The sequence below is a fragment of the Mesorhizobium sp. M0522 genome (assembly GCF_040321085.1).
In the GTDB taxonomy this organism is placed as follows: Bacteria; Pseudomonadota; Alphaproteobacteria; order Rhizobiales; family Rhizobiaceae; genus Mesorhizobium.
Map to the genome: position 1 here is coordinate 1 of NZ_JAMYQW010000055.1, position 11,707 is coordinate 11,707.

The 11,707-nt window shown below is 63.0% G+C and carries 11 protein-coding genes and 1 pseudogene; all 12 read right to left on the minus strand.

The window, feature by feature from the left end:
• Window positions 1-462: 462 nt before the first annotated feature.
• A complete protein-coding gene (gene trmB / locus NKI58_RS32530) occupies window positions 463-1,164 on the minus strand; it encodes a tRNA (guanine(46)-N(7))-methyltransferase TrmB (RefSeq protein WP_352614602.1) in 702 nt (233 codons plus the stop codon).
• Between the two features lie 11 nt (window positions 1,165-1,175).
• Window positions 1,176-2,465, minus strand: a complete 1,290-nt coding sequence (gene metK, locus NKI58_RS32535) for a methionine adenosyltransferase (protein ID WP_023676896.1) — start codon at window positions 2,463-2,465, stop codon at window positions 1,176-1,178.
• A gap of 330 nt (window positions 2,466-2,795) precedes the next feature.
• Entirely contained in the window at window positions 2,796-3,215 is a 420-nt protein-coding gene (locus tag NKI58_RS32540) for a helix-turn-helix domain-containing protein (protein ID WP_023676895.1), read from the minus strand.
• Window positions 3,216-3,352: 137 nt separating this feature from the next.
• On the minus strand, window positions 3,353-4,939 hold the full coding sequence (lnt, locus tag NKI58_RS32545; protein WP_352783781.1) for an apolipoprotein N-acyltransferase: 1,587 nt from the start codon (window positions 4,937-4,939) through the stop codon (window positions 3,353-3,355).
• 87 nt (window positions 4,940-5,026) lie between these two features.
• Window positions 5,027-5,495, minus strand: a pseudogene (locus tag NKI58_RS32550) (VOC family protein).
• A gap of 17 nt (window positions 5,496-5,512) precedes the next feature.
• A complete protein-coding gene (locus tag NKI58_RS32555) occupies window positions 5,513-6,586 on the minus strand; it encodes a hemolysin family protein (protein ID WP_352681248.1) in 1,074 nt (357 codons plus the stop codon).
• 28 nt (window positions 6,587-6,614) lie between these two features.
• Window positions 6,615-7,112, minus strand: coding sequence for an rRNA maturation RNase YbeY (ybeY, locus tag NKI58_RS32560; RefSeq protein ID WP_352783783.1), 498 nt, complete (start codon window positions 7,110-7,112; stop codon window positions 6,615-6,617).
• Window positions 7,113-7,129: 17 nt separating this feature from the next.
• A complete protein-coding gene (locus tag NKI58_RS32565; protein WP_352464821.1) occupies window positions 7,130-8,122 on the minus strand; it encodes a PhoH family protein in 993 nt (330 codons plus the stop codon).
• A gap of 83 nt (window positions 8,123-8,205) precedes the next feature.
• Window positions 8,206-9,615, minus strand: a complete 1,410-nt coding sequence (gene miaB, locus NKI58_RS32570) for a tRNA (N6-isopentenyl adenosine(37)-C2)-methylthiotransferase MiaB (protein ID WP_352783786.1) — start codon at window positions 9,613-9,615, stop codon at window positions 8,206-8,208.
• Between the two features lie 63 nt (window positions 9,616-9,678).
• The gene (olsA, locus tag NKI58_RS32575; RefSeq protein ID WP_352455109.1) at window positions 9,679-10,479 is read right to left on the minus strand and encodes a lyso-ornithine lipid O-acyltransferase; all 801 of its coding nucleotides are present in this window, start codon (window positions 10,477-10,479) and stop codon (window positions 9,679-9,681) included.
• A gap of 21 nt (window positions 10,480-10,500) precedes the next feature.
• Window positions 10,501-10,995 (minus strand): ribosomal protein S18-alanine N-acetyltransferase, encoded by a 495-nt coding sequence (gene rimI, locus NKI58_RS32580; RefSeq protein WP_023676888.1) that lies wholly within the window; start codon window positions 10,993-10,995, stop codon window positions 10,501-10,503.
• Complete coding sequence (gene tsaB / locus NKI58_RS32585; RefSeq protein ID WP_352783792.1) at window positions 10,995-11,687, minus strand: tRNA (adenosine(37)-N6)-threonylcarbamoyltransferase complex dimerization subunit type 1 TsaB; 693 nt, start codon at window positions 11,685-11,687, stop codon at window positions 10,995-10,997. The genes rimI and tsaB overlap by 1 nt, the downstream gene beginning before the upstream one ends.
• Window positions 11,688-11,707: the final 20 nt, after the last annotated feature.

Genomic DNA, 11,707 nt, shown 5'->3' on the forward strand with positions numbered 1-11,707 from the left:
GTCTCATCCCCAGCCTCCGTTCGCTGAAGATCAAACCGGACAACTCGTCTGCTACCTAACCCGGACAACTCATCTGCTTACGACAGCCCGTCCTGCATGACGGCAAGGCTCCGAGTCCGCAGCGCTGCGCCAAATGCATGGCGCCCATGCAGTGATCCCCCTTTGAGCACCGGCCACGCACGACTATCTATGTTGCATTGCACAATTGGAGCGCTCACTGCGCTCGAAAGGGTACCATCATGAACAATCGTGGATTTTTTTCAGCCATAGGCGATGTCTTTAGCGTGTTCGGCAGCGCCGTAGCCGCGTCGCGCGCTGTGGAAAGCGGTCGCAAGCCGCGTGCGCATGATCGCGCAATCTCGGCATGGAGCCGGCAGCCTTCGACAAGATCCGTCGCTTCTGAGCCAAGTGAGCGCCGAGAGCCTTCGGCCGCTCGCCTTGTGCTCAGCTCTAATTTCCCGCTTATTTCCGCACGAAGGTGAGATAGGCGGGCCGTCGGCCTTCGCGAATGGCCTTGGCCTCATAGCGCGTCCCCGGCCAGCCATCATAGGGCCGGTGCCAGTCGGCTGCTTCGCTTGCCTGCCACGTGAAGGCGTCGTGGGCCCGGCAATGCAGGAGCGTCCAGTTCACATAGCTGTCGATATCGGACGCAAAGTGGAATTTTCCGCCGTGCTTCAGGACGCGCGCGAAGCGGTCGAGATTGACCGGGCTGACGAAGCGCCGCTTCCAGTGCTTCTTCTTCGGCCACGGATCCGGATAGAGAAGGTCAATGCCGTCAAGCGAAGCCTGCGGCAACCAGTCCAGCAGACGTGTGGCGTCGTCGTCATAGACGCGCAGATTGGCAAGCGGCCGCTCCCGGACCGCCATCATCATCTTGGCCATGCCGTTGACGAAAGGCTCGACGCCGATAAAGCCGGTCGCCTGGCTGGCCGTAGCACGGTGCAGAAGATGTTCGCCGCCGCCAAAACCGATTTCGAGCTGGACAGCCGAAACTTCGGCTTCGAAAAGGCTGCGCAAGTCGGCCGGCGGTTCAACCGTCAGATCGAGCCTGTAGGCGGCGAAGCCGCTCTCCAGCGCCGCTGCCTGTTGTGGTCGAATGGTCTTGCCGCGCCGGCGACCGAAAAAGGCCTCGGTCGCACGGCTTGGCCGGTCCTTCGGATCCATAGGCGCCGCGGTTAGGCGGCGACTGCTTCGGCGACCGGTTCGGCGAGAGCGTCCTTGAGCGCCTTGGCGAGATCGGTCTTCTCCCAGGAGAAGGATCCGTCGCGGCCGGCCTTGCGGCCAAAATGGCCGTAGGACGACGTCTTGGCATAGATCGGCTTGTTGAGATCGAGGTGGCGGCGGATGCCGGAAGGCGACAGGTCCATCACGGCGCGCAGTGCACGCTCGAGTTTTGCCTCGTCAACCTTGCCGGTGCCGTGCAGGTCGACGTAGATCGACAGCGGCTGGGCGACACCGATCGCATAGGAAAGCTGGATGGTGCAGCGATCGGCGAGCTTTGCGGCAACCACGTTCTTGGCGAGATAACGCGCCGCATAGGCCGCCGAGCGGTCGACCTTGGTGGTGTCCTTGCCAGAAAAAGCGCCGCCGCCATGAGGCGCAGCTCCACCATAAGTGTCGACGATGATCTTGCGGCCGGTCAGGCCGGCGTCGCCATCAGGCCCGCCGATGACGAACTTGCCGGTCGGATTGATGTACCAGTTGCAATTGTCGGCAATCTTCAGGTCGCCCAGTGCTTCGCGAATATAGGGCTCGACGACGTTGCGCACCTTCTTCGAATCCCACGTCTCATCGAGATGCTGGGTCGACAGCACGATCTGCGTCACTTCCGCCGCTTTGCCGTCGACATAGCGGACGGTGACCTGGCTCTTGGCATCCGGCCCGAGCCTGCCGGCATCACCGCTGCCTTCATGGCGCGCAGCCGCCAGCAATTCGAGGATCTTGTGGCTGTAATAGATCGGCGCCGGCATCAGGTCCGGGGTTTCGCGGCAGGCATAGCCAAACATGATGCCCTGGTCGCCGGCTCCCTCCTCGCCTTGCCGGTCGGAGGCGTTGTCGACGCCTTGGCCGATATCCGGCGACTGGCCGTGCAGCAGGACCTCGATCTTGGCTGTCTTCCAGTGGAAGCCGGCCTGCTCGTAGCCGATTTCGCGGATCGCCTTGCGAGCGACCGACTTGAACTTGGCCGGGTTGACAATCGGATGGCCGGCCGCATCCTTCAGGACGTTGCCCTCCTTGTCCTTCTTGAGCAGCGTCTCGGGGACGCGCACCTCGCCGGCGATGACAACGCGATTGGTCGTCGCAAGCGTCTCGCAGGCAACGCGGACCTTCCACGGGTCCATGCCGGTCTTTCTGGCTTCGCGATAGACGAGATCGACAATCTCGTCGGAGATGCGGTCGCAGACCTTATCGGGATGGCCCTCGGCAACGGATTCCGAGGTGAAGAAGTAATTGTGCCGCGTCACGGGTGTCCCCTCTTGAAAAAAATATCGGCAGGCCGCCGATTTTGGCGCGCCAGTTGTTAACGGTGCCGGGCGTCGCTCGTCAAGCCATGCAGCCGTTCTGGCATGAATTTTGACGTTATTATCTTTGCATCCCGAGACGGCGGCAGGGCGCACTGCGATCAGCCCTTGCACCAACAGACTGAGGAAAACGGCTTCGAGGAAGCGTGTCGAGCGAAATCGATCTGCGCTTTAGCGCATCTGCGGAATGAACATCCCTCAATGCGCGCAGCCGCGAGAAATTGCATGCCCAGCTACGACGACCCCTTCCTTGTTGAACTCTTTACGGGCCAGTCAATCGACTTCGTCGGTGGAAAGCGACTTCACCAGCTCGATGATCTTGCGGCGCACTTTCACGTCGGCGATCTTGACGAAGGCGCGATTCAGCTGGAGGCCTTCCGGGCTGCCGCAGAATTCGACGGCGGAGGTCATCGAAGCATCCTCGGCAAATCCACGGTTGCCCACGGGCTCCTGACCGGGCGCATCCTCGAAAAAGAAGGCGACGGGGACGCCGAGTATGGAGGCGATTGCCTGCAAACGGCTGGCGCCGACGCGATTGGTGCCCTTTTCGTACTTTTGGATCTGCTGGAACGTTATGCCGAGGTTTTCACCCAGTTTTTCCTGGCTCATTCCCAGCATATTGCGGCGAAGCCGGATGCGGCTTCCGACGTGGATGTCGATCGGGTTCGGCTTTTTCTTGTTTTCTTCTGTCATTTTTTCCTCGCCGAATTTTTCCGGCTTTTTCTATTTTGCTGCCCAAACGACGCCGCGGCCCGTGCCCCAACAGAACGACCTTATCGACTTCGAAAATTCTCAGGCGCTTACAGTATGAGTTTCTAATGTGTCGGCTGTCAATTCGCCCGTAGCCTTTGCCTTACGTTCAAAATGCATGCCGCAACGGCAAGCAAAAACATGATCAGCATTCCGTTAATGCGTCGTTGGCCGGAGGAAACGATGGCTTGGTTGGAGATCGGCACACGCACATCGATCGCGCCGCGTGCATCGATTGCCAGCGCGTCGACGATGCGACCGCGCGGGTCGACGACGGCCGAAATGCCGTTATTAGCCGCGCGCAACAGGGGCACCCCATTCTCCACCGCCCGGATCTGCGCCTGCCTGAAGTGCTGGTACGGCCCCGGCGTGTCGCCGAACCAGGCGTCATTGGTGACGTTCACAATAAGCTCGGCTGACGTTGCGTCAACTGCGACCAGATCGGGAAAGATGACCTCATAGCAAATAAACGGCAGCGCCCGGATACCGCCGGGCAGCGCGATCGGATGCCGCTCATTGCCCGCCGCGAAGGTCATTGGACCGGCAACAAGCTGCTCAAGCCCGAAGCGGCCGAGCAGATCGGCGAAAGGCAGGTATTCGCCGAAGGGTACCAGGTGGACCTTGTCGACGGCATCGACGATTTCGCCCCTTTCGTCGATCGCCACCACAGAGTTGTAGTAACGGCTGCCGGCCGCCGAGCCGCCTTCCTCGCGAACGACCCCGGCGACCAGCATCTGGCCATCGCCAAGCATCTCTCCGATCGCAGGCAGGGCATCCGGACGTTCGGTGAACAGAAACGGCACGGACGTCTCCGGCCACAGGATCAATTGCGGCCTGTCATGGCCGGGTTCCGGCGCCTTGGCCGAAAGCCCCATCATGGTGGCGAAGATACGGTCACGCACCGAGGTATCCCATTTTTCCGTAAGGTCGACGGCAGGCTGCACGATACGGACGTCAAGGCTGCGGGCGGCCGGCTTTTCGGGGGCGGCGAGCCGGATATAGCCGAAGCCGGCATGGGCGCCGACGAGAACGACAAGCAATGCCGCGCCGAGGCGGAGATGCCGGCGCGCCGCAAGCAGCGCCGGCAACGCGAAGACGAAGACCGCAAGCGCGTTCATGCCGACCATGCCGGTCACCGAGACGCTCTGCATCAGCAAAGGCACCGGCATCGCCGCATAGCCGACGGCATTCCACGGAAAGCCGGTAAACAGGAAGCCGCGCAGCCATTCCGCCAGCGCAAAGCCGAAGGCGAGCGCGGCGATGCGGCCGATGTCGTTGCTCCACAACAGCCGGGCGACCACGGCGGCGAAGCCATAGAAGAAGGCGAGCGCGAGGGGGATGCCGACCACCGCGAACGGCAAGGCCCAGGCGAAGCTGTCGGCCTCGACCAGAAGCGCCGAGCCGACCCACCAGAGACCGGCAAGAAAGTAGCCGAAACCGAACCACCAGCCGATGGCGAAAGCCGGCAGCAAGCGTCGCAGAAAACCGTCCGAGGCTTCGCCGGTCGCGCCGTCGAGTAGCCACACCAGCAGGGGAAACGAAACGAAACAGACGGCGAAGAAATCGTACGGCGCCTGGGCAAGAACCGCCAGCGCGCCGGCAAGAAACGCCACCAGCGCGCGCCGCCAGCCCCAAAGCAGAATTATCCGGCCGGCCTGGCGCTCCATCTATGCTTCCGAGTCGTGCGAATCAGGAAGCAAGATTTATCAGGCTGCGGGCTTGGCTCCAAACCGGGCGACCTAGTCCGCTCATAGCTATCGATGCCAGCCTTGTATCTTCAGCCCGCCCAGCCGCTCAGCCTCTTCGCGCGGGACGGAGCCGACAGTCTGGGAAAAGGTCCAGACATGGCCTTCAGGATCGCGCGCCCTGTACTGCCGTTCACCGTAGAGCTGGTCGGCAGGCTCCTCGACGATCTCGGCTCCCGCCGCCCTTGCACGATCGCAGTGGGGCCTATCCCGTCCTTCAGGCGTACATAGACCGACTGCGTGTTCTTGCCTGCAACTGAAGCCGGGCTGGCTATATGGTCGGCCCATTCGGAATCGACGATGATATAGCCGTCGCCGAACCGCATCTCGGAATGGACGAGCCTGCCATTAGCATCGCTGACCACCATGCTCGGCTCGAAGCCGAAAGCCTTTTCAAGCCATGTCAATGCGGCCCGCGGATTTGGTAGAAGACACCCGAGCCCAAGGTTGAGTGCTTGAACGGGTCCTCAACCGGCATCGGGCAAGCCGCGTCCTTCAAGCCTGCTCGGTGCGGACGGCGCGGCGGCGGCGCTCGCCCTTCAGTGTCTCGACGATGCGCACGCGCTTGACGCGGCGCGGATCGGCGTCGAGCACATGGAACTCGAAGCCGGGTATGGCCTGCACCACTTCGCCGCGCGCCGGCACCCGGCCAAGCGTGTTGAAGATCATGCCGCCGATCGTGTCGACATATTCGCCGTGCTCGCCGGCGGCGAAATCCTCGCCGATCATCTTGGCGACATCGTCGATCTCGGCCTTGCCGTCGACGATGAAGACGCCTTCACCGGCCTGGGTGATCATCGGCTCGTCTTCGTCGTGCTCGTCCTCGATGTCGCCGACCACCATCTCGACGATGTCCTCGAGCGAGACGAGACCGTCAGTACCGCCATATTCGTCGATGACCAAAGCCATCTGGGTCCGCGTCGTCTGCATCCGCCCCATCAGGTCGGAGGCGAGCATCGACGGCGGCACGAACAGCACCGGTCGGATCAGGTTGAGATCGCCGATCGTGCGCGCCAGATCGACCTGGGCGAGATCGAGAACAGCCGCGACCGGGGTTTTCCTGGTCGTCCTGCCCTTTCTGACGCGGGCGACCTTGGTGATGTGCGCCAGCACGTCGCGGATATGAACCATGCCGCGCGGATCGTCGAGCGTCTCCGAATAGACCGGCATGCGGGAATGGCCGGACTGCTCGAACAGCCCCAGAAGATCACCCAGCTTGGTGGTGATCTCGACCGCCTCGATGTCGGCGCGCGGTACCATGACGTCCTCGACGCGCACTTCGCGCAGGCGCAGGATGTTGTTGAGCATGGCGCGTTCGCCGGGCGAGAAGGATTCTGCATCGCTCGCCGTTTCGGCAAGCGCACCGGCAATCTCCTCGCGCAGGCTGGTGCCGTTGCGGTGCCTGAAAAGCCCGAGCACGCGATCGAACAGGGAAGGACCGGCAGGCGATGCCTCGCTGGCGAAGCTGCCGGTCGTGGTACTCGGACTCGAGCCCTCTTCCGTCGTTTCGGAAGGCTTGATCACACTGCCGGCGTCGGAGCGGGCGGCAGTCTCTGGTTTGTCGTTCATCATCGTCCGGTCAATTGGTCTTTTGTAATTACGTGTAGGGATCGGGAATGGCAAGCCTCGCAAGTGCTGCGCGCTCTGTCGCTTCCATCAGTTCCGCTTCGGCATCCGTTTCGTGATCATAGCCCAGCAAATGCAGCAGGCCGTGGATGACGAGATGGGAGATATGGTCCTCGATGGGCTTGTCTTCCAGTGCCGCCTCGCGCGCGACAGTCTCGGCGGCCAAAACGATGTCGCCGAGCATCGGCGGCAGAGGCCCGCCCCTGGCAAACGGAAAAGCCGGAAAAGACAGGACGTTGGTCGGCTTGTCCTTGCCGCGCCAGCCGGCATTGAGCGTACGGATATGGGCATCGTCGGAAAAGACGATGCTGAGCTCGGAACGACCGTCCGCACCGGTTTCGGCAAAGGCGGCCGAGACGGCACGGTCGACAAGCCGCATCAGCGCCGCCTCGTCGGGCCAGTCGCCCGCCTCGATCGCGATATCGATTTCGACGGGAAGCGGTCCCCCCGCCTGTTGCTCCTCAGCCATGCGGCCGCATAATCGTATCAGCTTTCGACACCCAGACCCCTGGCCAGCTTGCCGTCGCGGTCGTAGGCCTTGACGATCTCGGCGACCAGCGGATGCCTGACGACGTCGCCTTCATTGAAGCGTACGGTCACCATGCCGGTGACGCCGTCGAGGATTCTCAGCGCCTCGACCAGGCCGGACTTGGTGTTTGGCGGCAGATCGATCTGGGTCGGATCACCGGTGACGATCATGCGCGAGTTCTCGCCGAGCCGGGTCAGGAACATCTTCATCTGCATCGGCGTAGTGTTCTGCGCCTCGTCGAGTATGACGGCAGCGTGCGCCAGCGTACGGCCGCGCATGAACGCCAGCGGCGCGATCTCGATGACCTCGGCGGCAATCGCCCGCTCGACCTTGTCGGCCGGCATCATGTCGTAGAGCGCGTCATAGAGCGGCCGCAGATAGGGATCGACCTTCTCCTTCATGTCACCCGGCAGAAAGCCAAGCCGTTCGCCGGCCTCGACCGCGGGGCGCGACAGCACGATGCGTTCGACCATGCCGCGTTCGAGCAGCATTGCCGCATGCGCCACCGCCAGATAGGTCTTTCCGGTGCCGGCCGGGCCGATGCCGAAGACGAGTTCCGACCGCTCCAGCGCGCGCATGTAGGCGTCTTGGTTCAGCGAGCGGGCATAGATCGTCTTCTTGCGCGTCGATATCTGGGCGGCGGACACCTTGCCCTTGCGCTCCAGCGTCGGGAGCGTCAGCTGGTCGTCGGTGGCGATCGCCATGCGCACGGCGCCGTCGACATCGGACTGGCCGATATCGGTACCTTTCTGCAGAATGCCGTAAAGATTGTCCAAAGCACGGCGTGCCTGCTCGGCGGCCGAGGAAGAGCCCTTGATGGTCAATTGGTTGCCACGCGAGCGGATGTCGACGCCGAGCTTCTGCTCGAGCCTGGCCAGATTCTCGTCGAACTGGCCGTAAAGGGCGCTGGCAAGCTTGTTATTGTCGAAAGTCAGTACGATGTGCGCCATATCCGAGGCCCCGGAGGGTAGATTCTGGGGCAGGTTCTTGACTTCAGCAGCGCTCAACCGTCTCTCCTCATCTGCCGAGGCCTTCAGGCCAATTCGGCGAACAGGCTGTTGTAGCCCGTCTTCGTGATTCGTACCTGGATAATGTCGCCGATTTCGCCGGCCTTTTCATCAACAATAACCGGCTGCAGCCAGGGCGAGCGGCCAACCTTCTGGCCGGCCTGGCGGCCCGGCTTTTCGATCAGCGTGTCGATGGTCCTGCCGATCAGGCTGGTGCCGAAATCCTGCTGCTGTTTCAGCAGCAGCGCCTGCAGCCGCTGCAGGCGCTCGTCCTTGACGGGCTCCGGCACGTGATCGCTCATCTCGGCGCCCGGCGTGCCGGGGCGCGGCGAATATTTGAACGAAAAGGCCGAGGCATAGTTGACGTCTTCGACCAACTGCATCGTCGCCTCGAAATCGGCTTCCGTCTCGCCGGGAAAGCCGACGATAAAGTCGCCCGACAATGCAATATCGCTCCGTGCGGCACGGATGCGGTCGATCAACGTCAGATAGTCCTTGGCCATATGCCTGCGGTTCATCGCCTTGAGTATGCGGTCGGAGCCGGACTGCACCGGTAAATGTAGATAGGGCATCAGCGTCGGCAAATCACGATGGGCGGCGATCAATTCATCCTCCATGTCGCGCGGATGACTGGTTGTGTAGCGCAGCCGCGCCAGGCCTGGAATCTCGGCCAGCCTGAACAGCAGTCGGCCAAGGCCCCATTCCTCGCCGTTTTCGCCTCTTCCATGCCAGGCATTGACGTTCTGGCCGAGCAGCGTCAGCTCGCGCACGCCGGCATCCGCCAGGCGCTCGGCCTCGGCGACGATCTGTGCCACCGGCCGCGAGACTTCCGAGCCGCGCGTATAGGGCACGACACAGAAGGTGCAGAACTTGTCGCAGCCTTCCTGAACGGTCAAGAACGCCGTCACGCCGCGCCTGATCAGTTCGGCGCGCTTCGGCTGCGGCAGATACTCGAACTTGTCCTCGACGGCATAGTCGGTCTCGACGATCTTTTCGCCGCCACGCGCCCTCGCCAGCACACCGGGCAGCCGGTGGTAGGTCTGCGGGCCGATGACCAGGTCGACGGCCGGCGAGCGGCGGATGATCTCGGCACCCTCGGCCTGCGCCACGCAGCCGGCGACGCCGACCAGCATTTCGCGCCCGGCCTTTGCACGCTCGGCCTTCAACTCACGGATGCGCCCAAGTTCGGAATAGACCTTTTCCGCCGCTTTCTCGCGGATGTGGCAGGTGTTGAGCAGCACCAGATCGGCCTCGCCGATAGCGTCTGTCGCGGCATAGCCGTCGGCCGCCAGCGCATCGGTCATGCGCTGCGAATCGTAAACATTCATCTGGCAGCCATAGGTCTTGACGAAGACCTTTCTGGTCGCGGCAGGCGGAACGACCAGGTTTTCGGCGGCAGCGCCGATGTCGTCGCGTTCTATCGTGTTCAATTCCATTTCGCGGCTTCTAGCGCCTTTCCCCGACAAAAAACAGACGAATCTGGCCGGAACCTGCGCAGCCTACCGGCTCGGACGCGGTTCGGCGAGCGCCGCCTGTACCATCTCGCGTACCTGGCGTTCCATCTGCTTTGCTGTCTCCTTGCGGCTGGAGCCCTTGGAGAAAGCAATCGCCTCGCCAAAATGCACCTCGACGTCGAGGGCGCCCTCGGCCATCAGCACCTTGAGGTGCGGCATCAGCTCCTCGTCGCCGATCCAGGCGGCAACCGGCCGATGCCGGCGGCCGAGCGGCACGCCATGCAGGCGCGTATAGACGATCGCCACCGGCTGGATGAAGACCTGTTCGGCCGCCCCTTCCGCAATCGCCATTGTAGCGGCGCCGAACAGCGTGCTCTTGAACGGCAGGATCATGTTGCCGTCGCCGGTCGAGCCTTCGGCAAACAGCACCATGGCGTCGCCTTTGGCCATGCGGCCGGCGATCTCGCTCGCCTGGTCGCCCGACGAACGCTTACGCTCACGTTCGATGAATACCGTGCGCTGCAGCTTCGACAGCATGCCGATCAACGGCCAGCCGGCCATATCGGCCCTGGCGATGAACGTCACGTCGACCATCGACCCCAGCACCATGATGTCGGTCCAGGAGATGTGGTTGGCAGCAATCAGCAATGGGCGCTGGCCGGACAGCGCTCCCTTGACATGGATGCGCAGCCCCAGCGTCCTGACAATCATCCTGTGCCAGATTTTCAGGATGAAGGTCTCGCGCCAGAGCCCGGTCCGCATCGACAAGATCTGCAGCGGCACAAGTACCAGCGAGCCGACGACAACCAGCCCCAGCGCCAGGAAAATCCTGATTTTTCCGATCATCCGCACCACCCCGGCGTTTGGCTAACGAAGATCGCGGCGCATGACAAGCGCGCCGGTCGGGCCGTGTTCCGGCGACTTGTAATAGTTGGCACGCTTGCCGACCTCGCGGAAGCCGAACCGCCGGTAGAGCGCGATCGCGGCGACATTGGTCTCGTCGACCTCAAGGAAAAGTGCCTCGGCGCGTTGTGCGTGCAGTTCGCGCAGCACCGCATCCATCAATTGCCAGCCGAGCCCCCGGCGCCGATGCGAGCGTGCCACCGCGACCGTCAGGATCTCGCCCTCGCCGGCCGCGAGCCGCGCCAGCACGAAGCCGACCGGCGGCTTGGCGCCCTGTCCGGTCTCGCGCGCGGCATAGCCGAACACCGTGTCCTGCTCGAGCAGTGCGGCGAATTCGTCGTCGGTCCACGGCCGCGCGAAATCCTCGCGATGCAGCACCGACATGGCCGCGCTATCGGCAACCGTCAACGGCTCGAGCGCATAGTCCCTGCGGCGCGACTGGAGGAAGGGAATGCGCATCAGTTGTTTTGCCTAGATAGAATAAAGCCTGCCTGAGGCTTTGCGTCGGCGCCGCGCAGATAGAGTGGTTTCGGCTTTTCGCCCTCGCCCTTTTTACCGGCACGTTGGGCGGCGGCCAGCCGGGCATAGACGGCGATGTCGGCGGTGGCCGCTGTCGCGCCGACGTCGAAGGCGCGCCCGGCCGAGGCGGCAATTTGCGTTGCCGCCGTACCGGCCAGAACCGCGGAGCTGTCAACCGCGATGGCGGCGGCTTGCGAGAGCGTGGTCACCGAGGGACCGTAAATCAAAACGGATGCTTCATCGTAAAGTGCCGCATGGATCTCCTCGCGACCTGCATCGAGCGCGGCGAGCACGGCGCGACCGGGAAATGCCGCTCTCGCTTGCGCCGCCAGGGCCTCCAGAGTCGTCACGCCGATCGCCGGGATTTTCAGCGCCAGCGCAAGGCCGCGCGCCGCCGAGACCCCGACGCGCAGACCGGTGAAGGAGCCCGGACCCGTCGAAACGGCAATGGCGCCGAGGCCGGAATAGTCGGTTCTGCTGGTCCCCAACGCCTTTTCGATGACACCCATCAGATGCTCGGCATGACCCTTACCGAGATCGAGCACCGAACGGCCGAGTTCTTTCCCGGCCGCCGCGTCGTAGACGCAGGCGGCGCAGAGATTGGCGGCACAGTCGATGGCAAGCAATTTCATGAAGCGGCCGGTTGAGACAG

Excerpts from the sequence above, each read along its gene's own strand:
- trmB (WP_352614602.1), bottom strand. The coding sequence starts at position 1,164 with ATGGATCCGAAGGACCGGCCAAGCCGTGCGACCGAGGCCTTTTTCGGT.
- NKI58_RS32540 (WP_023676895.1), bottom strand. The coding sequence starts at position 3,215 with ATGACAGAAGAAAACAAGAAAAAGCCGAACCCGATCGACATCCACGTC.
- lnt (WP_352783781.1), bottom strand. The coding sequence starts at position 4,939 with ATGGAGCGCCAGGCCGGCCGGATAATTCTGCTTTGGGGCTGGCGGCGC.
- NKI58_RS32555 (WP_352681248.1), bottom strand. The coding sequence starts at position 6,586 with ATGAACGACAAACCAGAGACTGCCGCCCGCTCCGACGCCGGCAGTGTG.
- ybeY (WP_352783783.1), bottom strand. The coding sequence starts at position 7,112 with ATGGCTGAGGAGCAACAGGCGGGGGGACCGCTTCCCGTCGAAATCGAT.
- NKI58_RS32565 (WP_352464821.1), bottom strand. The coding sequence starts at position 8,122 with ATGGCGCACATCGTACTGACTTTCGACAATAACAAGCTTGCCAGCGCC.
- miaB (WP_352783786.1), bottom strand. The coding sequence starts at position 9,615 with ATGGAATTGAACACGATAGAACGCGACGACATCGGCGCTGCCGCCGAA.
- olsA (WP_352455109.1), bottom strand. The coding sequence starts at position 10,479 with ATGATCGGAAAAATCAGGATTTTCCTGGCGCTGGGGCTGGTTGTCGTC.
- rimI (WP_023676888.1), bottom strand. The coding sequence starts at position 10,995 with ATGCGCATTCCCTTCCTCCAGTCGCGCCGCAGGGACTATGCGCTCGAG.
- tsaB (WP_352783792.1), bottom strand. The coding sequence starts at position 11,687 with ATGAAATTGCTTGCCATCGACTGTGCCGCCAATCTCTGCGCCGCCTGC.